Below are 24,247 nucleotides of genomic sequence, written 5' to 3'. Positions count from 1 at the left end.
TTCTGCACGAAAACATCTGCAGGAGGGTCGTATTTTATATCATAAGGACGTATTTAAAACTTATCCCCAATCAGCCTACGATAAAATTCAAAACAGTTTCTTCTAAGCAAGACACCGCAAAGCAGCGCTACAAATAAAGCATTTAACAAGATTATCACAATGTAGAAACAAGGATGTAACACGACCACCCTATTTTTGCAATGTCAAATAAAAAAGGAAGAAAGAAATGAAAACAACTCTGATTAAAAACATCATTTTAGGCTTGGCTGCCATGACTTTCATTACAACTGCAAATGCAGAAGACAGCAACAAAGAAAACAAGACCAAAGACATGCAAGTAAAAGTACTGGTAGTTGGACTAGACAATGTGGGTTCTAACTATTTTCCAGCTCCTATGATTACAGAAGAAACCGGCATTCCTCAAGACAGCATCGGTGACACTTACAACCGTATTATTACCAATAACATCATTCAGGCAAACAAAGACAAAAAATATACGTTCGTCTCATCAGAAAATCTTCCTGATGTGAATACTCTTGTGACCGAAGTTAAAGTCAACGGAGAAAATGAAGACACCTATGCTGACTTAAGTAATGTAAACAAAGAAGAATTCAGCAAAATACTTAACGAAGCGGATGCCGACTATGTGCTTTTCCTTAATAAACATTACTTGAAATGGCAAGACACCCCCCTGCGCACCCTGTTCCACTTTGTAAGTTATTCACTTTACGACCGCAATCAGCATGAAGTGACCAAAGGGAACAACTATTTCACATGCATGAATTTGGAAAAGGGAGCCAAACTCAGCAAAGCCAGCCGTAAAAGTTCCTCCAAAATAGCTTCGGAAGTCATCAAAAGCATCAACAAAGACTAACTAGACATAAACAAACAGATTCTCTCTCTCTTTCTGACGTCGCCGCATGCTGAAAATGCCGCGACGTTTTTTGTGTATTCCCGTAAATTCTTGTTACCTTTGCCTGCAAACAAAAAAGATTCTGAATATGGCAAAATTTAAACGTATCTTGTTAAAGTTAAGCGGCGAAAGCCTGATGGGAGAAAAGAAATACGGCATAGACGAGAAACGCCTGGGAGAATATGCCTTGCAGATTAAGGAAATACACGACATGGGCGTGCAGATAGGCATCGTTATCGGCGGAGGGAACATTTTCCGCGGGCTGAGCGGTGCCGGAAAGGGATTCGACCGCGTGAAAGGCGACCAGATGGGGATGCTCGCCACGGTAATCAACAGCTTGGGGCTAAGCTCGGCATTGACGGCAAACGGGGTGAAGGCACGGGTGCTGACGGCTATCCGCATGGAGCCGATAGGCGAGTTTTACACCAAATGGAAAGCCATCGAAGCCATGGAGAACGGTGAAGTGGCCATCATGTCCGCCGGCACGGGAAACCCGTTCTTTACCACCGACACGGGTTCATCGCTGAGAGGCATCGAAATAGAAGCCGACGTGATGCTGAAAGGCACGCGCGTAGACGGCATCTATACCGCCGACCCCGAAAAAGACCCGACCGCCAAGAAGTTTGACGATATCACGTACGACGAAGTGCTGGCACGCGGGCTGAAGGTGATGGACCTCACCGCCACCTGTATGTGCAAGGAAAACAACCTGCCCATCATCGTCTTCGACATGGATACCGTGGGCAACCTGAAGAAGGTCATTGCCGGTGAAAATATCGGCACGCTGGTACATAATTAATAATTAATAATTAACAATTAATAATGCCAATCAGGGGTTAAAAGGGAGTTAGATGCCAATGCCTTTTGCACAGCTTCTGTAAAGACGATGTGCACATCGTCTCTACTACGTGGCATATACAAAATGCACAAATAAATACCGCGTGAAGTATAACTCCTGAACGAAGTGATAACTCCTGTGAAACATAACTACGTTTAACTCCTGATTCGCGTTAATTATTAATTATTAATTGTTAATTATTAATTGAATTGTTGTCCCGTTCTTCATCAGCGGTATTTCCTTCAGGCGGCCGAGGGGAATCCCTCGAGCCTGCGCAATGATGTTCCGGTTTATCTGCCCGTGGGCAACCACCAGCACCGACTTGCCCTCGCAATGCTGCTTCAGATAGTCGATGCACTTGCCTGCGCGTGCGTAAAGCATTGCGGGGGTTTCGGCGTCTTTCGGGAAACAGGAACGGTCGACGCTGTTTATCGACCTCCCCGTCCAGCTCCCCCAGTCCACTTCGCGGAACAGGGCATTCTTTTCCCAGGGCAAATCCCGGCTGCCTACCGCAAGGCGAACCGTATCCGCCACCCGTTGCAGGTCGCTGCTGACAATGGCATCCAACGGAATGTTTTCCAAGGCCTTTCCCAAGGCTATAGCCTGCCGCTTCCCTTCTTCGGTGAGATGTCCGGGCAAATGCCCTTGGAATATTCGGCTCAGGTTTTCTTCTGTCTGCCCGTGGCGGGCGAGGTATATAGTCAACATCTTATTAAATGAAGAATTAAGAATTTGAATATCCGCAAACATCCCATGTAGGGGCGTATCGCATACGCCCGAATGCGTCCACTTATCCACGCGGATGCCTTCAGGGCGTATGCGATACGCCCCTACAGTCAATTAGGTAAAATGCGGATATTCATTATTAAGAATGAGGAATGAAGAATCTTTTTTGAATGAAGAATGCTGTTTCTTCATTCTTAATTCTTCATTCTTCATTTAAATCAGTCTTCCATCAGTTTCCGGTAACGCACGCGCTTCGGCTCTACATTGCCCATGCGCTTCATCTTGTTTTCCTCGTATTCGGTGTACGAGCCTTCGAAGAAGAACACCTCGCTGTTTCCTTCAAACGCCAGGATGTGGGTGCAGATACGGTCGAGGAACCAGCGGTCGTGGCTGATTACTACGGCACATCCGGCAAAGTCTTCCAAACCTTCTTCCAGCGCACGCAGGGTGTTGACGTCGATGTCGTTGGTAGGCTCGTCCAGGAGCAATACGTTGCCTTCTTCCTTCAGCGCCATGGCGAGGTGCAGGCGGTTGCGCTCGCCTCCCGAAAGCATGCCGCAGAGCTTTTCCTGGTCGGCGCCCGAGAAATTGAACCGGCTCAGGTAGGCACGGGCGTTCACGTCGCGGTTGCCCATGCGGAGCAAGTCGTTGCCTCCGCTGATAACCTGGTATACGGTCTTGTTCGGGTCGATGTCTTTGTGCTGCTGGTCCACGTAGGCAACCTTTACGGTTTCGCCCACTTCGAAGTCGCCTTTGTCGGGCTTCTCAATGCCCATAATCAGGCGGAACAGGGTGGTTTTTCCGGCACCGTTGGGACCGATGACGCCCACAATGCCGTTGGGGGGAAGCATGAAGTTGAGGTCGTCGAAGAGCAGCTTGTCGCCGTAAGCTTTTGCCACGTGTTTCGCCTCGATTACCTTATTTCCCAGACGGGGACCGTTCGGGATGAAGATTTCGAGCTTTTCTTCTTTCTCCTTCACGTCTTCGTTCAATAACTTGTCGTACGAGTTGAGACGTGCCTTGCCTTTCGCCTGACGTGCCTTGGGCGCCATGCGCACCCATTCCAACTCGCGTTCCAGGGTCTTGCGGCGCTTGCTTGCCACTTTCTCTTCCATCTCCATGCGCTTGGTCTTCTGCTCCAGCCAGCTGGAATAGTTTCCTTTCCAGGGGATGCCTTCGCCACGGTCCAGCTCCAGAATCCAGCCTGCCACGTGGTCGAGAAAATAGCGGTCGTGCGTCACGGCAATCACCGTTCCTTCGTATTGCTGGAGGTGTTGTTCCAGCCAGTCGATGCTTTCGGCATCCAGGTGGTTGGTAGGTTCGTCCAGCAAGAGGATGTCAGGCTTCTGGAGCAGCAGACGGCACAGCGCCACCCGGCGGCGTTCGCCTCCCGAAAGGTTCTTCACCGGCTGGTCTTCGGGCGGGCAGCGCAAGGCGTCCATCGCGCGCTCCAGCTTGGAGTCGAGGTTCCACGCGTCGGTAGAGTCGATGATGTCCTGCAGTTCCGCCTGACGGGCAAAGAGGGCATCCATTTTCTCGGGGTCCTCGTAATACTCGGGCAAGCCGAACTTCTGGTTGATTTCCTCGTATTCGGCAAGCGCGTCTACGGTTGCCTGCACGCCTTCCATCACGACTTCCTTCACCGTTTTCGTATCGTCCAAATAAGGTTCCTGCGCCAGATAGCCTACCGAGTAGCCCGGCGAGAACACCACTTCGCCCTGATAATTCTTGTCCAGTCCGGCGATAATCTTCAGCAACGTAGACTTACCGGCTCCGTTCAAACCGATGATGCCGATTTTCGCTCCATAGAAAAAGGATAGGTAGATGTCTTTCAATACCTGTTTGTTGTTCTGGAATGACTTGCTCACTCCGACCATCGAAAAGATAATTTTTTTATCGTCTGCCATATTCTTTATAGTTTTAATGTTTCTGATAATGTCTCTTGAAATAACGGTACGTGAATGCCTGATACAGCAAAAGCCCTGCCACGGCTATCAGTATTTCCGCCCCAAACAAGCCTTTGCCCTGGCTTTGCAGATACACGCCCAAGAAGATGCCGCACGCCCACGCCAATTCCCACGACAAGCGGTATGTGTGATAACCCGTCCCGCGCTCGCAATGCAAGGGGAGCAAAATCATCATCTGGAGGAACTGGCCGATGGAAAATCCCGTGCCTAAGCCTATCAGGCATCCGCCTATATAGAGGGGGTAAACGCCCTCAGGATGATGCAATGCCATCAGTCCGGCAATCATCAGCAATTGCCCCGCCCCGACTTGAATCCGCCCGTCGACCTGCCGCCTTACGCTCTCCCTCACCAACAGATAGAGCAGGAAGCCAAGCCCTGTGCAAAGATAAAAGGAAAAATCGGAAACCGAAACAAAAAGCATGCCTATCACCAACGGAACCGCCATCATATTGATGCCCGGAGGGACCGCACGGAAAAGCAAGAAACGGTCGGACGAGCACAGGGGCAAATCCAAAGGGGCGCGGAAACTGATTTTCACATACCCGATTAGCACCATAGCCACCGCCAGCAAGCACGCCGAGGCACTTACCAGCTGCGTGAAAGCCACATGCTGCATCCCCGCCAAGCCAATCACAACGCCCGCCAACATGCCCGCGATGCCCGACCATGTAAAAGCCCGGTTCGCTCCGTCCCGCTGATGGCTGGGAGCCACATCTATCGCCAATGTGCTTCCGGTAGCCATCAAAGCGATTCCGAACGCACTCCCCTGCAAGACGCGCAAAGCGACAATCTGCCATGTTGCCGAGGTCCACGGATAAGCCAGCGTCGCCAGGCCTAACACAATCATGCTCCGTATGCATACCTGTTTCCGGCTGAATGTATCGACCAGATAACTGTTGAACACTCCCGGAATGAACAGGGACAAGCCGAACACTACCGCCATGCACGCCGCTTCCACTCCTGTATATCCCCAGACATCCGTCATCCACCGGTGCAGGACAGGAAACTGCATGTATACGGCGGCATGAAAAAACACATTTGCCGCTGCAAGCAAAGTAAAGTTTTTATTCCACAGCATATACCTTTATTATAATTGACAAATGACAATTGACAATTCTTTCACATCGCCGCAGGGCAATTGTCAATTGTCCATTGTTTAATATTGTTCCGACTCGTTCGGGAAACCGCCCGACTTCACATCCGTCACATATTGTCCGATGGCATCGGTCATCACCGCATTCAGGTCGGCATACCGGCGCAGGAACTTCGGGCTGAAGCCTTTGGTCATGCCCAACATATCAGCCACCACCAGCACCTGTCCGTCTGTAGCTCCTCCGGCACCTATGCCGATGACGGGGATATGCAAGGATTCGGTCACCTGCTGTGCCAATACAGCCGGAATCTTTTCCAATACCAGTCCGAAGCAGCCGGCTTCTTCCAGCAATTTCGCGTCGCGCAACAGCTTATCGGCTTCGGCATCGCCCTTGGCACGCACACCATACGTACCATACTTGTTGATGGATTGCGGCATCAGGCCCAGATGACCCATCACCGGGACACCCGCCCCGATTATCTTGCGGATAGCCTCTATCACTTCTTCTCCGCCTTCCAGCTTCAGCGCATCGGCACCCGTCTCCTTCATCATCCGCATGGCGTTGCGCACCCCGTCGAACGGGTCTGCCTGATACGAGCCGAACGGCATATCCACCACCACCAGCGCACGCTTCACGCCCCGGACGACCGAACGGGCATGGTAAATCATCTGGTCGACCGTAATGGGCAACGTCGTCACATTGCCTGCCATTACGTTCGATGCCGAGTCGCCAACCAATATCGCATCCACCCCGGCTTCGTCCACGATGCGTGCCGTGGTATAGTCGTACGAAGTCAGCATTGAAATTTTCTCACCTCTTTCTTTCATTTCCATCAAGCGGTGGGTGGTCACCTTCCGAGTGTCACTAACTAAATATCCAGCCATAATCTTTCTCCTTTCTATAATAACAAAATCGGTTCGTGAAAAACAGGATGGAACGCAGAGGCGCAAAAGCGCAAAGTTTTTATTTTTGAGAGAGCAAAGCGCACAGAGATTGGCATTTTGCCTTCTCTGACATATTCCTCTGCGTCCTTGCGTCTCTGCGTTCGATAATACAAAAATCCGGGCAAAAGTAAATCATTTCAACGAGTTAAGCAAGCTTTTCATCTTTTCGTAGCTGAACGAGGTGAAATCGGGGATAACCACCCGGCATTTATCACGGATTGCCTCGGCGGGATTCGTCGTGCTCAGCCCTACCACCGCCATTCCGGCGGCATTTCCCGCTTCCAGCCCATGAAACGAGTCTTCGAACACCACACAGTTCTCCGGTACCGTCCCCAGCACCTGCGCCCCCAGCAGGAAGCAGTCGGGGGCTGGTTTCGAGCGGGTGAACATCTCCGCCGTCAGGATTCGCCCGACCAGTTCCTTAAGTTCCGGATGCACGGCATACACGCTCCGCATCTTCTGTCCGTTCGAGCTGGTCACAATCGCCGTCTTCACTCCCTGCTCACGCAGCTCACGCATGAAACCAGTCACTCCCGGCACGTATTCATACTTCATCTCTGCCTCATAACGGTTCAAATCCTCCGTAATTTCCGCCTGCTCTTTCTCCATCCCGGCAAAATAACGGCTGAAAATCTGGCTCAAGGTCTGCCCCTTGATTATCTTGCCGAAAGCCTCGTACTCCGGATGATACTTCTTCCCCACCGCATCCCAGAAGACGGTATATTGCGGCTCGGTGTCCATCACCACCCCGTCGAAATCGAAAAGAGCGGCTATACATTTGGTTTTATCCATATCCAGTTTTACATTTAGTTTGATTTAACAGCACAAATTTCCGAAATATTCGTCCATCTTCCTAACTTTGCACCGCAATTTTAACGAAAGAATACACAAAATGAACGCAAACAATCCGCACGTGCTGGGAGAAGCACCTATAGGGAAACTGCTGTGGCAATACTCCATCCCCGCCATCATCGGCATGACACTGACCTCATTGTACAACATCATCGACAGTATTTTCATCGGTCACGGCGTGGGTGCCCTTGCCATCACCGCCCTTGCCATCAACTTCCCGCTGATGAACCTGCTGATAGCCTTCAGCACACTGGTAGGCGTGGGAGGCGCCACGCTCTCATCCATCCGTCTGGGGCAAAAAGACGTGCAGGGAGCCGAAGACATCCTGGGCAATGTCACCATCCTATGCGTGGTCAATGCCGTCGTGTTCGGAAGCATCTCGCTCATCTTCCTCGACCCCATCCTGTACTTCTTCGGCGCCACCGAAGCCACCATCGGCTACGCACGCCAGTTTATGCAAGTCATCCTGATAGGCACGCCCGTATCGTACGTGATGATCGGACTGAACAACATCATGCGCGCCACGGGCTATCCGCGGAAAGCGATGCTCTCGTCGATGCTCACCGTAGGGTGTAACGTCGTCTTCGCGCCGCTCTTCATCTTCTGGCTCGAATGGGGGATGCGGGGTGCCGCACTGGCGACCATCCTCTCGCAGTTCGTCGGCATGATATGGGTGCTTCACCACTTCTGCAGCCGGTCCAGCTACATCCGGTTCCAGAAACGGCGCCTGCGGCTGAAGAAAAAAATCATCCTCAACGTGTTCAGCATCGGCATGTCGCCCTTCGTAATGAACGTGTGCGCCTGCTGCATCACCATCTTCATCAACAGCAGCCTGCTGAAATACGGAGGCGACCTCTCCATCGGCGCATTCGGCATCCTGAACCGCATCCAGATGCTCTTTGTGATGATTGTAATGGGTATCACGATGGGGATGCAGCCCATCACCGGATACAATTACGGGGCAGGACATTACCAGCGCGTGCGGCAGACACTAAGGCTGGGAATGACCGCCGCCGTTATCATCACCACCTGCGGCTTTGCCATCGGCGAACTGTTTCCGCGTGTGTTCGTAGGAATGTTCACCACCAATGACGAGCTGACCCGCCAAGCCACCGTAGCGGTACGCTTCGGAGTAGCCGCCTTTGCCGTGGTGGGTGCGCAGATTGTCATCACCCAGTTCTTCCAGTCTATCGGGAAAGCCAAAATCTCCATCTTCCTCTCCCTCTCGCGCCAGCTGCTGTTCCTTCTTCCGGGACTTGCCCTGCTGCCCCTTGCCTACGGATTGGACGGCGTATGGCTCAGCATGCCCGTGTCCGACTTTCTTGCCTTCATCGTGGCGGTACTGATGCTCGGACACCATTACCGCACGAAAATGAGCGTAGGCAACTGAACCGAGGCATCCGAAGTGCTCCCAACGATTTTGGGAAACGCAGATTAACGCGGATTAGAAGCTGTTTTGAATTTATCGTGCGATGATTTGGGATGAGTTTTTGAGGCATTTTTGCTTCTGTGATGAGGAAGATAGCGGGCTATCTGACGAAGAACAGGAGCGGAAAGGACCAAAAAATCGCCCAAAGCACACACGAAAACGGATACATCAAGCCAAGAAAAACTTTTTGGAGAAATTCAAAACAGCTTCTTATTTTGATTTACTATTTTTCGATTTACGAGGTACGATTTAATGCTCAAATAGTAGATAGTAAATTGTCAAATCGTAAATTAAAATAATCTGCGTTTCAAAAAACACTGTGGTGAAATCCGCCTGTCAACTGAACAACAACATCAGATTAAGCACCGAAACCACCGCGGCGATGGTGTAGAGCACGAAGGTGCTCCAGCGCGAATTGGCGTACTCGCCCATCACACGCCGCGACGAGGTAAGCCCCACCTGCAGGAAGACGGTGAACGGAAGCTGCACGCTCAGCACCATCTGCGAAATAATCAGTCCCTGAAACGGGTCATTGATGAAAAAGATGACCAGCAACGCCACGCCTAATGAGAGGAGCACACCCACGCGCGAATGAATATCCTTGATGTGATACGGCTCGCCGAACATCCCGGCAAAGATAGAGCCTGCCGCCATCCCGCTTGTCACCGTCGACGAAAGCCCCGCCATCAGCAATGCCAAAGCAAAAATCGTACCCGCCTGATTGCCCAGCAAAGGGTCGAGCAACGATTTTGCCTGCTGCAACTCTTCCACCTGTACGCCCTGGGCAAAAAAGGTGGACGCCGCCAGCAGAATCATCGCACTGTTGATAGCCCAGCCCACGCCCATCGAAAAGAGTGTATCGTAAAACTCGTACTTCAGCAGCCGCCGGATGGAGCGGTCATCTCCTTTATTATATTCGCGGCTCTGCACCACCTCCGAATGGAGGAAAAGATTATGAGGCATCACCACCGCTCCCAGCACGCTCATGATGATAAGCAGGCTGCCCTGAGGGATGCTGGGCACCACCCACGAACGGGCGGCAAGAGGCCAGTCGATGTCCACCAGAAACAACTCGTAGAGGAAAGAAAGCCCGATGACCGACACAAAACCGATAATGCCACGCTCGATGCGCCGGTACGAATTAGTGAAAAGCAACACCACCACCAGCACCGTAGTGATCAACGCGCCCCATACAATGGGCATCCCCACCAGCATCTGCAGGGCTATCGCTCCGCCCAATATCTCGGCAAGCGAGGTAGAGATAGAGGCAAGCACCGCACTGCCCAATATGGGGCGGGCAATCCAGCGGGGCGCATAACGGTGTGCCGCCTCGCTCAGGCACAAGCCAGTCACGATGCCGAGGTGTGCCACGTTGTGCTGCAACACTATCAGCATCACCGTAGACAGGGTAACTACCCACAACAGGGTATATCCGAAATCAGAACCCGCAGCAAAGTTCGAAGCCCAGTTTCCCGGATCGATAAATCCTACGGTCACCAGCAGTCCGGGACCGATATACTTGAAGAAATCCAACCCGCCCAAATAGCGCTGGTGGTCTTTTCGTTTCAGTTCATTCAGTAGTTTTTTCAGCATAATAAAAAAGCATTTATAAGTTGACTAGTTGACTAGGTACCAGGTGACTAGGTTATAGATAGTTTTGCTTGCGTCAACAAGACTATTCAGAACCTAGTACCTAGTCAACTGGTACCTAGTCACCTAATCCCTGAAATCCAGCGTCAATTGCCTCTCGTCCTCTTTCCGCTTCGGCTTGGGAAGCAAGAGCCTGCGCACGCCCGCCGGTCCCAACTCGTGGATGGTCTTGTCAGGAAGCTCACGGCACGTAATGAAAAAACGCGCTTTCTTCATCACCGCCCCCATCTGTTTCAACTCGTAGAAGCCGATGCGCGAAAAACGGCGCGACATCACAATCATCTTTGCCGACTTCACCCCGATGCCCGGCACACGGAGCAACATCTCGTAGTCGGCACTCTGGATATCGACCGGGAACAATTCGGGATGCTTCAACGCCCACGCCAGTTTCGGGTCAATCTCCATATCCAGGTGGGGCGAAGCGTCGTCCACCAGTTCGTCTACCCTGAATTGGTAATACCGCAAGAGCCAGTCTGCCTGATACAAGCGGTTCTCGCGCACCAGCGGAGGCTGTTTCAGCAAGGGCAGGCGTTTGTCGTACGTGTTCACCGCCACATAACCCGAATAGTAAACCCGCTTCATCGTGGGCTGGCGGTAGAGCGCCGACGATACGCTGAGGATATCCTTGTCGGTCTCGTCGGTGGCACCTACAATCATCTGCGTGCTCTGTCCTGCCGGCACAAAACGCGGGGCATGGCGGTGCAGCTTGCGCTCTTCCGCACTTTCCAGCACGCCCTGCTGAATGTACTTCATCGGCAAGTACACGCTACGATGGTCTTTCTCCGGAGCCAGCAGCTTCAGATTCCGCTCGGTAGGGATTTCCAGGTTCACGCTCATACGGTCGGCATACAGCCCCGCCTCGTGCACCAGCTCCTGACTGGCACCGGGAATACTCTTCAAGTGGATATAGCCGTTGAAACGGTGCTTCACCCGCAGGTCTTTCGCCACCCGCACCAGCCGCTCCATCGTATAATCGGGATTGCGCACCACGCCTGAGCTAAGAAACAACCCCTCGATATAATTGCGACGGTAAAACTCCATGGTCAATTCCACCAGTTCCGTCACCGAGAGCGTGGCACGCGGGATGTCGTTGCTCACCCGGTTGATGCAATAGGCACAATCGTAGATGCAATAGTTGGTCAGCATAATCTTCAGCAGGGAGATGCACCTCCCGTCCTCGGCAAAGCTATGGCAGATACCCACACCGCCCACGGTATTGCCCACACCGCCCTTCGTATTGCGACGCACCGTCCCGCTCGACGCGCACGACACGTCATACTTAGCCGACTCGGCAAGCACCTTCAGTTTATGCAACACCTGTTCGTTCATCTCTTCCTTTATTTAGAATCATTTCAAATTCAAAGATAACAAGAGTTTCCCAGTTATGCAAACTTTTGCCAAGTTACTGTTCTTTATCCTGCTTTTTATCCTACAACACTGTCCACGTCCACATAATAGTCTGAAGGATTGTTCCTATCCATGTAGACACGCACTTTCTTCTTGGGATTGATTTCATAACTTTCATACCAAAACGAAGCGCTGCGAAATAAATGTATATGGCACTACCCCAAAAGATAAATTTCACTCATCTTGATCATTATTCGGAAGTCCTCTGCGATGAAACACAACATCAGAGTCGTGTTCATTATCCTGAATCAAGAGGGCACAAGATTTATTTCCCTACCGACCTTGACATATCAGCTAAAAACATCATCGCCGATATGTTGATTTTTTAACGGACTATTGTAAAAACATTTGGCAAATAAATCAGTATCACAATATATAATCTGTGGTAAAAAAACAATCACAAAACACAGACAACCTGTTCAGGCAAATAGCCGCTCCGTATACGCCACTCCTGCGGATAAAGGTTATTTGCCCGATTGCCTATATTCTTGACTAATCCCAAAACCATTCCTTTATACCTTATTAATATATAGCCCTTAGGCATATCCGAAGGCAAAACTACCGATTCTTTCCGCAAATAAGCGATTGCCTGTTCATAGTTTACTTCTACAGAAGAAAATACGTCTTCACGACAAACAGACATTGCCAAAGAATGAGACGGTATCAAATCTTTTCCCTTGACTTCTGCCACCTGAATACCTCCATAAACCACATGCATTGTATCACGAAGCCGTTCATATATTTCCTGATAAGCCACCGGGAAAGCTGTTATTTTATTTTGACCGGCCACAAACGAATAGTCATCCGCCTGTTTCACCCATGCCTTGGCCTCTTTAGGTACAACCGACGGCTTACTTTTACCTCCCTTGCCCCGTCTTTCTCTATAAAGCTTGCCGCATGGGGCTGCATCCGTTTCTCCCGACTTGCGCAAGACCGCCATAAACAATCCCTCGCCTTCGGTGTGGTGAGGCAGGAAACGATAGACAGGGAAATCTTTTCCAGCCAAATTGCCGGAAATGTTCCATCCGGGCTGCACTTCTACCGGAAGGACTTCCGCCCCCAGTTCCTCGGCGATCCATGCCACATTGTCCTCGTTTTCCTCACGATTGTACGTACACGTGCTGTACACCAACAACCCGCCGGGCTTCAGGCAATGCCAGATATCACGCACAATGCGGCGCTGGCGTTGCCAACATAGCGTCACATTCTCCACACTCCACTCTTCTACCGCCACGGGGTCTTTCCGGAACATGCCTTCGCCCGAACAGGGCACATCGGTCAAGATAACGTCGAACAACTCGCCCAACGGCACAAAATCCGCCGGATCATTATTCAAGACCACCGTACCGGGATGCCCCCACTTCGTCACATTTTCCGCCAGCACCTGCACCCGGTTGCGCATCACTTCATTCGCCACCAGCAGGCTTCCTTCGGGCAAGACCGAACGTGCCAGCGTAGACTTTCCTCCCGGAGCGGCGCAAAGGTCGAGCATCACCACCGGCTCGTGTACATATTGCGTCAAGACCTGCTCGAGAAACATCGAGGAAGCTTCTTGCACGTAATAGCATCCGGCATGAAACAAAGGGTCGAACGTGAATGTAGGACGGGAAGCCAAGTAATAACCCGACCCGCACCACGGCACCTGATGCCCGCCGGCAGGCACGGCATCCATCTTCAAACGGTTCATACGAATACTGACCGGAGGTTCCTTGGCAAGCGCTTCACGAAAAGCGGCAAACTGCCCTTCGCCCAGCAAGCCGCCCGTCCGGGTTATAAAATCGACAGGAAGATTCATAAGCATCTATTCTAATAATGAACGGCAAATTTAAACAAAAATCGCGAGATTATCCTCAATACAAGAGAGGATTCAAGCATGCGTTTTGACGAACATAAGTGAGTCGGCCGTTTCACATAAGTAACTCACGCGTTTCACCTAAGTGAGTCAGCCCTCTCACTTATGTTCGTTTGCGAGAGCTTTTGGGCAATCTTTGAAAAAGAATGTTTGCGCATTCGGCCGAATCTGATTACCTTTGCCCAAATTTCAAGCAAACACGACAAGAATGAAACAATACTTAGACCTACTCAGACGCATCCGCACCGAAGGCGTGCAAAAGCATGACCGTACGGGAACGGGCACCATCAGCATATTCGGACACCAAATGCGCTTCAACCTTGCGGACGGATTCCCGCTGGTGACTACCAAGAAACTGCATCTCAAGTCCATCATCCACGAACTGCTTTGGATGTTGAGCGGAGACACCAACGTGCATTACCTGCAAGAAAACGGCGTGCGCATCTGGAACGAATGGGCGGACGCGGACGGAAACTTAGGACACATCTACGGATACCAGTGGCGCTCATGGCCCGATTACGAAGGAGGGGTCATCGACCAGATAGCGGAAGCCGTAGAGACCATCAGACACAATCCCGACTCGCGGAGGATTATCGTCAACGCATGGAACGTGGCGGACCTGAAAAACATGAACCTGCCGCCTTGCCACATGTTCTTCCAATTTTACGTGGCGGACGGAAAGCTGAGCCTGCAAATGTACCAGCGCAGTGCCGATTGTTTCCTGGGCGTACCGTTCAACATCGCCTCGTATGCCCTCCTGCTCCAAATGATGGCGCAAGTGACGGGACTGGAAGCAGGCGAGTTCATCCATACGTTAGGCGACGCGCACATCTACCTGAACCACTTGGAACAAGTAGACCTGCAACTGACCCGTGAGCCTCGCCCGCTCCCGAAAATGAGATTGAACCCGGACGTAAAGGACATCTTCGGCTTCAAATATGAAGACTTCGAACTGACCGATTACAATCCGTGGCCGCATATCGCAGGAAAAGTATCTGTATAATAGAACTCACCATGATTACCATCATCGCCGCTATCAACAAAAACCGGGGACTCGGTTTCGAGAACAAATTGCTTTATTGGTTGCCCAATGACCTGAAACGCTTCAAGGCATTGACCACGGGACACACCATCATTATGGGACGAAAGACTTTCGAATCGTTTCCGAAAGGGGCATTGCCCAACCGGAGAAACATCGTACTAAGCAAAGGTGACCACAACTTTCCGGGTGCCGAATGCTTTCACTCGCTGGAAGAAGCCCTGATGCATTGCGGCAAAGAAGAAGACATATATATTATAGGTGGAGCCGGCTTGTATGCCGAAGCCCTGGCCATCGCCGACCGGCTTTGCCTGACCGAAATAGAAGATGACAAGAAAGAAGCGGACGTATTCTTTCCGGAAATCGACACGACCCACTGGAAAGTGGTGAACCGGGAAACGCATTCCGTTGACGAAAAGCATGCCTACGCATACAGTTTCGTAGATTATGAGAGAGGTTAACTAGGTCCATCCGCTGTAAGATTAATAATCTTCAGGCTGCAAGATTATTAATCTTACACCAGACGAAGTTATCCGGTCTTTCCCGATGGCACATTCTTTTTGGGAATTCCATTTTTCGATTTCAACACTGCGCTTAATCTGCACTTCGGCTCTCTTGCCATTGACCGTGATGCGCATACAGATGGGAGCTTCCCCGTTTTTGAGGAGCTTTGATTTCTTCAGAAAGAAGAGTACCGTAAAATAGTTTCTTTGCATTGCCATACCTGCATATTTTTTAGGGTGTAAAAATACTGTTTTATCAGGTAGTTGCAAGTTTGCAAAATGCAGAAAATCAGAGAAGTATGACACAAATAGGTGGACTTTGTTCCGGTGGAAATCAAGTCCACCTATTTCACCTGTTTTTATTGCCCCATTTTGCCCCGAAATGCAGGTGGGAGATAAAAGAAAAACCGCTGACAATGATTGATTATCAGCGGTTTTCGTTGTTTTACCATTTGATTAAGTGATCCGCTTGGGGCTCGAACCCAAGACCCCAACATTAAAAGTGTTGTGCTCTACCTGCTGAGCTAGCGAATCAAACCTGTTTGCCATCATTCCTGATTGCGTGTGCAAAGGTATAACTTTTTTCCGAATCTGCAAAGGATTCTTCAAAAAAAGTACAAATATATTGCCTTTTTGGCTAAATATTCCTCAATAAAATGCCTGACAAATTGATTAGTTTTCGATTTTTCCCTACATTTGGCAAGATATTTGTAACGTTTCTGACGAAACCATATGATTTAAAGAATATAACACTTATGATGTACTGGATTTTATTTATTGCCATTTCCCTTATCAGTTATTGGGTACAGGCTAACTTGAAACGAAAGTTCGACAAGTATTCACACATTGCGCTAACCAATGGAATGACAGGCAAAGAGGTTGCTGAAAAAATGCTACGCGACAATGGCATCTACGATGTCCGGGTTACCAGCACACCGGGTATGCTCACCGACCATTACAATCCTGCCAACAAAACCGTCAATCTCAGCGAAGGGGTCTATAACACGTGCAGTGTAGCCGCAGCAGCCGTAGCCGCACACGAATGCGGACACGCCGTACAACACGCACGGGCCTACGCTCCGCTTCAGATGCGTTCGGCGCTAGTACCCGTGGTGCAGTTCTCTTCTTCCATCGTGCAATGGGTGTTATTGGCAGGAATGTTCCTCATCAATACGTTCCCCCAACTGATGCTTATCGGCATCTGCCTTTTTGCGATGACCACGTTGTTCAGCTTTATCACCTTGCCGGTAGAAATCGATGCAAGCCGACGTGCCCTGGTATGGCTGAAAGGGGCAGGCATCACCAATGCCTATAACCAGACTCAGGCTTTCGATGCCTTGAAATCGGCGGCATATACCTACGTAGTGGCTGCATTGGGGTCGCTTGCCACATTGATTTACTACGTGTCGATTTTCACCAACCGCCGCTAGTAAAGATATTTTGCGAGTTCCTATTTTGCCTTTTACAAATTACGGCTGCTTATGGCTACAAAATGGTAATCAGTAAATGGTAAATGATAAAGGTTTTTTCCGTAATTTTGCGACCACAAACTTTTAAAACCGATTTATTATGGCAACAAAACCAGGCATTCCGAAAGGAACCAGAGACTTTTCGCCCGTGGAAATGGCGAAACGTAATTATATATTCGATACCATCCGCAAGGTATTCCACCTCTATGGGTTCCAACAGATAGAAACCCCCTCTATGGAAAACCTTTCTACGCTGATGGGCAAATATGGCGAAGAAGGAGACAAACTGCTCTTCAAGATACAAAACTCGGGAGACTACTTTTCGGGACTTACCGATGAGGAGCTGCTCTCACGCAACGCGGCCAAGCTGGCAAGCAAATTTTGCGAAAAAGGATTACGCTATGACCTTACCGTTCCTTTTGCCCGCTACGTGGTAATGCACCGCGAAGAACTGACATTCCCTTTCAAACGCTTCCAAATTCAGCCCGTATGGCGTGCCGACCGACCGCAGAAGGGACGTTACCGGGAATTTTACCAATGTGACGCTGATGTAGTGGGAAGCAACTCACTCCTGAACGAGGTAGAACTGGTGCAGATGATTGATACCGTATTCACCCAATTCGGTATCCGTGTCGCCATCAAGATAAACAACCGCAAAATCCTGAGCGGTATAGCCGAAATCATCGGCGAAGCGGACAAGATAGTAGACATCACCGTAGCCATCGACAAGCTGGACAAAATCGGACTAGACAATGTCAATGCCGAACTTGCCTCAAAAGGTATCCCACAAGAAGCCATCGACAAGCTTCAGCCCATTATCCAGCTGAGCGGAACAAACGAAGAAAAGCTCGACACCCTGAAACAGGTGCTCGCCGCCAGCCAGACAGGAATGAAAGGCATCGAAGAAAGCGAGTTTATCCTGAAGACACTTGCCGGACTGAATATCCGTTCGGAAGTGGAACTTGACCTCACTCTGGCACGCGGCCTGAACTATTATACGGGTGCCATCTTCGAAGTGAAAGCCCTTGACGTACAGATAGGAAGCATCAGCGGAGGCGGACGATATGACAACTTGACAGGTGTATTCGGCATGGAAGGTGTATCGGGCGTAGGCATCTCATTCGGTGCCGACCGTATTTATGACGTTCTGAACCAGCTCGACCTGTATCCGAAAGATGCATCGGCTGGCACACAAGTGTTGTTTGTTAATTTCGGTGAAGCAGAAACTGCTTATGTACTTCCGATTCTCGCGAAAGTGCGTGCGGCAGGCATCTCTGCCGAGATTTATCCCGACAGTGCCAAGATGAAGAAACAGATGAGCTACGCCAATGCCAAAGCGGTCCCTTTCGTAGCCATCGTGGGTGAAAACGAAATGCAGGAAGGCAAAGTGACACTTAAGAATATGGCGACCGGAGAGCAGGCTTTGATCACTCCGGACGAGTTGATTGCCTCTTTCTGATAAAGTTGACAAGGTAACAAGTTGACGAGTTGACAAGGTTTTAGAAAATACCAGTAGATAAAAAGGAGTCAGAAGGAGTTAAATGCCAATAGCACAAAAGTATTGGCTTCCAACTCCCTTTAACTCCTTGCCGGCTAAATGCGGACATTCATTTCACATCATCCGGTTGATGCCAGCACGACTATTTAAAGCCTTGTAGCCCAGTCATCTCGTTACCTCATCGCTTGAAACTTTCAATTGCTTTTTCGGTGTAATCCCCAACTCTTTCAGCATCTCCGCCTGGCGGATGACGTTGCCTTTTCCTTCCGAAAGTTGTCCCAATGCCGTGTCGTATGCCGAAGAAGCCGCTTTCAGCGTATCCCCTATCCGTTCGAAAGTCTCGGTAAACCCTACCAGCTTCTCATAAAGTGCAGTGCCACGACGCACAATTTCCTGAATGTTCTTCTCCTGATATTCCCGCTTCCACAGGTCGAGTGCCAACCGGAGCGCAGCTATCAAGTTGGTAGGACTCATCAGCACCACCTTCTTGCGGTAGGCATAGTTCCACAGGTCAGGGTCCGCCTGCAGGGCAAGCACATAGGCAGGCTCGTTGGGGATGAACATCATCACGAAATCCAGCGAGGCGATGTCGTAGCGCGAATAATCCTTACGGCTCAGCTCATCGATGTGGGCACGTACCGATGTCAGGTGCGCCTTGAGCAGACGCTCCTGCTCCTCGCGGTCTTCGCTTACCACATAAGCGGCGTAAGCGGTGAGCGACACCTTCGAGTCGATGATTACACGGCGGTTATCGGGATACATCACCAGCACATCAGGCTGGAGCCGCTGCCCTTCTTCGTTGCGTACAGGATTCCCCTTCTCATCTTTCAAGAACTCTTGGCGGAAATATTCCTCGCCCTCACGCAGTCCTGAGTTTTCCAGAATGGTTTCCAACACCATTTCCCCCCAATTACCCTGCATCTTCGAGTCTCCTTTCAGTGCACGGGTCAGGTTGTTGGCATCATCGCTGATTTGCTTGTTCAGCTGCACCAGCTCCTTGATGCGGTCTTCCAGCGAGAAACGTTGTTTCGATTCTTTGTCATAAACCTCTTCCACCCTATGCCTGAACTCCTTCAGATTGTCACCCAAAGGCTTCAGCAAGGCTCCCAAGCTTTCTGCGCTCTGGCGGTTGAATGCCTCAGCGCGCTGGCGGAGTATCTTGTCGGCTAAGGTTTCAAACTCCAGTGCCGAGCGTTTGTGCAGGTCTTCCATCTCGCGCTTCTGCTCTGCCAGCCTTTCTTCGGAACGGCGGCGTTCGGCTTCTATCAATTCGTGAGCGTGCATTTCCTGCATCTTCAGCTGTACTTCCAGTGCCGCACCTTTCCGCGATGCAAGCAGCCAGCCTGCCACGCACCCCACGACAAGCCCGATAATCAAATATAGTATTTCCATACAAACAAGTTTTTTTACGGAGAACAAAGATAACAATTTCATTACAATCGTTACAATTGTTACAATTACAGTTAATCGAAAATCGTTTTCGAGTCATCCGGAATGAAAAAGAAAGAATTATCTATTTATATACTATATTATATATAATATATATAATATAAATTTTATAGCCACTTTTATCCCGTACGAATAAAACCGTTTTAAAATAACTGTAATTGTAACAATTGTAACGCCCCCTTACAAAACTTACAAATGACAAATGCTACATTGAATTTTCAAAAGCCGGTGATACAATTGGCGGCATTGTCATTTCTGCTGGAATTGTAAGGATGATAACCGTAAGGAGTTTAAATAAGTTTAAAGCGCTGCCGGGACTTAAGCCAACAACGCTGATTTTTGTGTACTTTCGCACTGATTTTTAAAAGTTCAGAACAATGGAATTAAAAAGGAGCAAGGCAGAGTGGATGCGCCGCTATGCCAGTTTTGTCGTTATTCTTTTTGTCATCGCCTTGGGCACCTCGTTGTCTATCCGCGCCAATCTCGGGTCATCACCTATATCCGCCCCACCCTATATCCTCTCGCTGATACCGGGGATGAAGATGACGATGGGCCAGCTCACCATCTGCATGCATGTGTTCTTCATCTTGATTCAGATGCTGCTCTTGCGCAAGGATTTCGAGAAACGCCAGTACACCCAGATTTTGGTTTCTTTCCTTTTCGGTTTCTACACCGACCTCACCATGTGGCTCACCGCGCCGCTACAGGTGCCTTTCGAGCTCAATCCGGTGGCAGGTTACCCGTTGCGTTTCATCGAACTGCTCGCCGGAGGTGCCATATTGGCATTCGGCATCGCCTGCGAGGTGCGCTGCGACTCGTTGATGCTTGCCGGCGAAGGGCTTCCGCTTGCCATCTCCCGTTTTCTCAGAAAAGATTTCGGCAAGGTGAAAATCTGTTCCGACACCTGCTTAGTATGCATCGGCACCGTTTTCATGTTCGTCTATTTCGGGCACTGGAGCTGGAAGATGGTGGGCGTAGGCACGTTGGTATCCATGTTCTACGTCGGAATCATGGTACGGGTATTCTCGCCTCACCTCCAGTGGTTAGACCTGATTTTCATCCCCAAAGGCGAGCGCCGGAAAGCTGCCCCACAAACCAGCGACGAGTGGAGAGGCAACCACGTCATCACCATCGCGCGCATGTACGGGAGCGGAGGCGATGCCATCGGTGCGGAAGTAGCACGCCGCCTGGGATGCCCCTGCTACAACCGCCAGCTCATCGACCAGACGGCACAACAGATGGGATATTCCGCCGACTTCGTGGCACAGAACGAGCAAACCCTTTCCACCTCCCGCCTGTGGGAAATGATATTTGCCGACAGCGGCATACCGGCATCCATGAACCCCTCGAAAGAAGACGCCATCTACGTCAGCCAGAGCCGGACTATCCGCGGGTTGGCGCACAAAAGCCCTTGCGTCATCATCGGCAGGTTAGGAAACTGGATTTTGCGCGATGACCCGCACGTGCTCCGTGTCTTCATCATGTCGGGACGGGACTTTGCGGTCAAGCAGCTTGCCGACAAACTCCACCTTTCGGCAACAGATGCCGCCAGAAAAATCGAACAGGTCAACACCGGACGTGCCAACCACTATTGGCACTACACCGGCAAGCAATGGACCGACATCAATGGCTACGACCTGATTATCAACACCGAGCGGACCGGAATCGATGGAGCCGTAGACATGATTCTGCGTGCCGCAAGGCAGATAGCCTGAACCGGCAAGGCATATAAGTGCGCCGCCCGATGTACCTATATGCATCTGTCCACGCAGCTATGTGGCAGACATCATGCTGACAGAATGTCAGAAAAACACTTTGGCACGGTTTTGGTAGAGAGAAAGGTGGCTTGCATGGACAAGCCCGATAGAATTTAATGAATAACGTATAAAAATATAAACATTATGAACATTAAACCATTAGCAGACAGAGTGCTAATTCTTCCGGCACCTGCAGAAGAAAAGACAATCGGTGGCATCATCATCCCCGATACAGCAAAAGAAAAACCGTTGCAAGGTGAAGTTGTAGCCGTAGGCAATGGCACAAAAGACGAAGAAATGGTCCTGAAAGCAGGCGACCAAGTATTATATGGCAAATATTCGGGCACAGAAATCGAACACGACGGTGTAAAATACCTGATTATGCGTCAAAGCGATGTGCTCGCCGTACTCAATTAATAATGAATAATGAACAATTAAAAACGAAGAATCATGGCAAAAGAAATACTTTTCAATATTGATGCCCGCGACCAGTTGAAGAAAGGCGTGGACGAACTGGCAAATGCCGTAAAAGTGACACTGGGTCCGAAAGGACGTAACGTCATCATCGAAAAGAAATTCGGTGCTCCGCAAATCACGAAAGACGGTGTAACCGTAGCAAAAGAAATCGAACTGGCAGACGCTTTCCAGAACACCGGCGCACAGTTGGTGAAATCTGTAGCTTCGAAAACCGGCGACGATGCAGGCGACGGTACAACTACCGCAACCGTACTGGCTCAGGCTATCGTAGGCGTAGGACTGAAGAACGTAACCGCCGGTGCCAACCCGATGGACTTGAAGCGTGGTATCGACAAAGCCGTAGCGAAAGTCGTTGAATGCATCAAGGCTCAGGCTGAAACCGTAGGAGACAACTATGACAAGATAGAACAAGTAGCTACTGTATCTGCCAACAACGACCCGGTTATCGGTAAACTGATTGCCGACGCTATGCGTAAGGTTTCGAAAGACGGTGTCATCACCATCGAAGAAGCCAAAGGTACCGACACCACCATCGGCGTTGTAGAAGGTATGCAGTTCGACCGTGGATATCTGTCTCCTTACTTCGTAACGGATACAGAAAAGATGGAATGCGTAATGGAACGTCCGTACATCCTGATTTACGATAAGAAAATCAGCAACCTGAAAGACTTCCTGCCTATCCTCGAACCTGCCGTACAGAGCGGACGTCCTTTGCTGGTTATCGCAGAAGATGTAGATAGCGAAGCCTTGACCACATTGGTTGTCAACCGCTTGCGTGGCCAGTTGAAGATTTGTGCCGTTAAGGCTCCGGGCTTCGGCGACCGTCGTAAAGCCATGCTGGAAGATATCGCTATCCTGACGGGTGGTGTTGTCATCAGCGAAGAAAAGGGTTTGAAACTGGAACAAGCCACTATCGACATGCTGGGTAGCTGCGAAAAAGTTACTATCACAAAAGAAAACACAACCATCGTGAACGGTGCCGGTGACAAAGACAACATTTTGGACCGTATCAACCAAATCAAGGCTGAAATCAAGAACTCTACTTCCGACTATGACAAGGAAAAACTTCAGGAACGTCTTGCCAAATTGTCGGGCGGTGTAGCCGTGCTTTACGTAGGTGCAGCCAGCGAAGTGGAAATGAAGGAAAAGAAAGACCGTGTAGACGATGCTTTGTGCGCGACACGTGCGGCTATCGAAGAAGGTATCGTTCCGGGCGGTGGCGTAACCTACATCCGTGCCATCGATGCACTGGAAGGCTTGAAGGGTGACAATGCCGATGAAACTACCGGTATCGAAATCATCAAACGTGCCATCGAAGAACCGTTGCGCCAGATTGTTGCCAACGCCGGCAAGGAAGGTGCAGTAGTTGTTCAGAAAGTACGTGAAGGCAAAGGTGACTTCGGCTACAATGCACGCACAGACGTTTACGAAAACCTGCATGCCGCAGGCGTGGTAGACCCTGCCAAGGTAACCCGTGTAGCATTGGAAAATGCGGCTTCTATCGCCGGTATGTTCCTGACTACAGAATGTGTCATCGTAGATAAGAAAGAAGACAAGCCCGAAATGCCGGCACCCGGAATGGGAGGCATGGGTGGCATGATGTAATATATCTCTTACCCGATAAAAAGAAAGCGGGGGTACGTAAAAGTGCCTCCGCTTTTTTTTTTCACCACAGATTACACAGATTTTATTTATCCATGAATGTCTGGCAATCCTTATGTTTTTATTCCTAAATAATTTTATGAATCTGTGTAATCTGTGGTGAAAAAAACGTATCTTTAGGGACACGAAACTTAAACCTAAAAGCTTATGACGAAAGAAGAATTGATGCGCAAAGCTATAGAACTGTCGGTACGCAATGTAGCCGAAGGAGGAGGCCCCTTTGGAGCCGTCATCGCACGCAACGGGGAAATCATCGCCACAGGTACCAACCGAGTAACCCCCGACCACGACCCTACCGCCCATGCCGAAGTAAGTGCCATCCGTGCCGCTTGCCGGAAACTGGGGACATTCGACCTGAGCGGATGCGAAATCTACACCTCGTGCGAACCTTGCCCCATGTGTCTGGGAGCCATCTATTGGGCGCATCTGGACCGCATGTATTACGGAAACGACAAACACGATGCCGCCCGTATCGGATTCGATGACGCATTCATCTACAAAGAACTGGAACTGAATCCTGAAGACCGCCGTCTGAAGTCGGAACGCCTCTTGCCCGAAGAAGCCCTCAAAGCTTTCACCGACTGGGAAAATAAAACGGACAAAACAGCGTACTAATGTGATAATGTGCTAATGTGGCAATGTGATAATGTGGCAATGTGATAATGTGGCAATGTGATAATGTGGCAATGTGATAATGTGGCAATGTGATAATGTGGCAATG

The 24,247-nt window shown here is 50.1% G+C and carries 21 protein-coding genes, 1 tRNA gene and 1 pseudogene; 12 read left to right on the top strand and 11 right to left on the bottom strand.

All coding sequences use genetic code 11. The features are described from left to right. Positions 1-226: 226 nt before the first annotated feature. Positions 227-874, top strand: a complete 648-nt coding sequence (locus tag B5F71_RS06985; RefSeq protein WP_087208737.1) for a hypothetical protein — start codon at positions 227-229, stop codon at positions 872-874. A 127-nt stretch (positions 875-1,001) separates the two neighbouring features. After that, positions 1,002-1,712: a UMP kinase gene (pyrH, locus tag B5F71_RS06980; protein WP_087208756.1), complete on the top strand. Its 711-nt coding sequence runs from the start codon at positions 1,002-1,004 to the stop codon at positions 1,710-1,712. A 225-nt stretch (positions 1,713-1,937) separates the two neighbouring features. On the opposite strand, the gene B5F71_RS06975 is transcribed toward pyrH, so the two are convergent. From B5F71_RS06975 to B5F71_RS06955, 5 genes are all read right to left on the bottom strand, one after another. Further along, positions 1,938-2,459 carry a histidine phosphatase family protein gene (locus tag B5F71_RS06975; RefSeq protein ID WP_087208735.1) on the bottom strand — a complete coding sequence of 174 codons (522 nt, stop codon included), beginning with the start codon at positions 2,457-2,459 and terminating at the stop codon, positions 1,938-1,940. A gap of 236 nt (positions 2,460-2,695) precedes the next feature. Continuing rightward, entirely contained in the window at positions 2,696-4,384 is a 1,689-nt protein-coding gene (gene ettA, locus B5F71_RS06970) for an energy-dependent translational throttle protein EttA (protein ID WP_087208733.1), read from the bottom strand. A 13-nt stretch (positions 4,385-4,397) separates the two neighbouring features. Beyond that, a complete protein-coding gene (locus B5F71_RS06965) occupies positions 4,398-5,522 on the bottom strand; it encodes an MFS transporter (RefSeq protein WP_087208731.1) in 1,125 nt (374 codons plus the stop codon). A 78-nt stretch (positions 5,523-5,600) separates the two neighbouring features. Beyond that, the gene (panB, locus tag B5F71_RS06960; protein WP_087208729.1) at positions 5,601-6,422 is read right to left on the bottom strand and encodes a 3-methyl-2-oxobutanoate hydroxymethyltransferase; all 822 of its coding nucleotides are present in this window, start codon (positions 6,420-6,422) and stop codon (positions 5,601-5,603) included. 192 nt (positions 6,423-6,614) lie between these two features. Next, complete coding sequence (locus tag B5F71_RS06955) at positions 6,615-7,274, bottom strand: HAD family phosphatase (protein WP_022039833.1); 660 nt, start codon at positions 7,272-7,274, stop codon at positions 6,615-6,617. A gap of 100 nt (positions 7,275-7,374) precedes the next feature. Here B5F71_RS06955 and B5F71_RS06950 point away from each other — a divergent pair, with 100 nt between their 5' ends. Both B5F71_RS06950 and B5F71_RS06945 read left to right on the top strand, forming a co-directional pair. Then, positions 7,375-8,724: an MATE family efflux transporter gene (locus B5F71_RS06950; protein ID WP_013617412.1), complete on the top strand. Its 1,350-nt coding sequence runs from the start codon at positions 7,375-7,377 to the stop codon at positions 8,722-8,724. An 82-nt stretch (positions 8,725-8,806) separates the two neighbouring features. Then, a complete protein-coding gene (locus B5F71_RS06945; protein WP_158098051.1) occupies positions 8,807-9,016 on the top strand; it encodes a hypothetical protein in 210 nt (69 codons plus the stop codon). Between the two features lie 83 nt (positions 9,017-9,099). Here B5F71_RS06945 and B5F71_RS06940 read toward each other — a convergent pair whose 3' ends face one another. The 3 genes from B5F71_RS06940 to B5F71_RS06930 form a co-directional block, all read right to left on the bottom strand. Continuing rightward, positions 9,100-10,353 (bottom strand): Nramp family divalent metal transporter, encoded by a 1,254-nt coding sequence (locus B5F71_RS06940; RefSeq protein ID WP_087208754.1) that lies wholly within the window; start codon positions 10,351-10,353, stop codon positions 9,100-9,102. A 126-nt stretch (positions 10,354-10,479) separates the two neighbouring features. Next, complete coding sequence (locus B5F71_RS06935; protein WP_022039835.1) at positions 10,480-11,742, bottom strand: putative DNA modification/repair radical SAM protein; 1,263 nt, start codon at positions 11,740-11,742, stop codon at positions 10,480-10,482. Positions 11,743-12,217: 475 nt separating this feature from the next. Then, complete coding sequence (locus B5F71_RS06930; protein WP_087208752.1) at positions 12,218-13,615, bottom strand: rRNA cytosine-C5-methyltransferase; 1,398 nt, start codon at positions 13,613-13,615, stop codon at positions 12,218-12,220. 265 nt (positions 13,616-13,880) lie between these two features. Between B5F71_RS06930 and B5F71_RS06925 the strand changes: the two genes are divergently transcribed. Together B5F71_RS06925 and B5F71_RS06920 are read left to right on the top strand one after the other, a co-directional pair. Further along, entirely contained in the window at positions 13,881-14,675 is a 795-nt protein-coding gene (locus tag B5F71_RS06925; protein WP_013617267.1) for a thymidylate synthase, read from the top strand. A gap of 11 nt (positions 14,676-14,686) precedes the next feature. After that, a complete protein-coding gene (locus tag B5F71_RS06920; RefSeq protein WP_022039838.1) occupies positions 14,687-15,172 on the top strand; it encodes a dihydrofolate reductase in 486 nt (161 codons plus the stop codon). 72 nt (positions 15,173-15,244) lie between these two features. Here B5F71_RS06920 and B5F71_RS06915 read toward each other — a convergent pair. Both B5F71_RS06915 and B5F71_RS06910 read right to left on the bottom strand, forming a co-directional pair. Further along, a pseudogene (locus B5F71_RS06915) lies at positions 15,245-15,433 on the bottom strand (Arm DNA-binding domain-containing protein); the annotation flags it as partial. A 242-nt stretch (positions 15,434-15,675) separates the two neighbouring features. Continuing rightward, positions 15,676-15,748, bottom strand: a tRNA-Lys gene (locus tag B5F71_RS06910). A 221-nt stretch (positions 15,749-15,969) separates the two neighbouring features. Here B5F71_RS06910 and B5F71_RS06905 point away from each other — a divergent pair. Continuing rightward, positions 15,970-16,644, top strand: a complete 675-nt coding sequence (locus B5F71_RS06905) for a zinc metallopeptidase (protein ID WP_087208727.1) — start codon at positions 15,970-15,972, stop codon at positions 16,642-16,644. 139 nt (positions 16,645-16,783) lie between these two features. Then, positions 16,784-18,142 (top strand): histidine--tRNA ligase, encoded by a 1,359-nt coding sequence (gene hisS, locus B5F71_RS06900; RefSeq protein ID WP_022039844.1) that lies wholly within the window; start codon positions 16,784-16,786, stop codon positions 18,140-18,142. Positions 18,143-18,346: 204 nt separating this feature from the next. Here the strand turns inward: hisS and B5F71_RS06895 are convergent, their stop codons facing one another. Further along, entirely contained in the window at positions 18,347-19,573 is a 1,227-nt protein-coding gene (locus B5F71_RS06895; RefSeq protein ID WP_022039845.1) for a DNA recombination protein RmuC, read from the bottom strand. A gap of 434 nt (positions 19,574-20,007) precedes the next feature. Between B5F71_RS06895 and B5F71_RS06890 the strand changes: the two genes are divergently transcribed. The 4 genes from B5F71_RS06890 to B5F71_RS06875 all read left to right on the top strand — a co-directional run bounded on the left by B5F71_RS06890 (position 20,008) and on the right by B5F71_RS06875 (position 24,141). Next, a complete protein-coding gene (locus tag B5F71_RS06890) occupies positions 20,008-21,345 on the top strand; it encodes a cytidylate kinase family protein (protein WP_022039846.1) in 1,338 nt (445 codons plus the stop codon). Between the two features lie 186 nt (positions 21,346-21,531). Further along, positions 21,532-21,804 (top strand): co-chaperone GroES, encoded by a 273-nt coding sequence (locus tag B5F71_RS06885; RefSeq protein WP_022039847.1) that lies wholly within the window; start codon positions 21,532-21,534, stop codon positions 21,802-21,804. Between the two features lie 33 nt (positions 21,805-21,837). After that, positions 21,838-23,469 carry a chaperonin GroEL gene (gene groL, locus B5F71_RS06880; protein ID WP_087208725.1) on the top strand — a complete coding sequence of 544 codons (1,632 nt, stop codon included), beginning with the start codon at positions 21,838-21,840 and terminating at the stop codon, positions 23,467-23,469. A 204-nt stretch (positions 23,470-23,673) separates the two neighbouring features. Continuing rightward, positions 23,674-24,141: a nucleoside deaminase gene (locus B5F71_RS06875; protein WP_087208722.1), complete on the top strand. Its 468-nt coding sequence runs from the start codon at positions 23,674-23,676 to the stop codon at positions 24,139-24,141. The last annotated feature ends 106 nt before the right edge of the window (positions 24,142-24,247 follow it).

Source organism: Bacteroides sp. An269, assembly GCF_002159755.1.
In the GTDB taxonomy this organism is placed as follows: domain Bacteria; phylum Bacteroidota; class Bacteroidia; order Bacteroidales; family Bacteroidaceae; genus Phocaeicola; species Phocaeicola intestinalis.
Note: the sequence above shows the minus strand (reverse complement) of the source record. Positions and strands in the feature narration are given on the sequence as shown.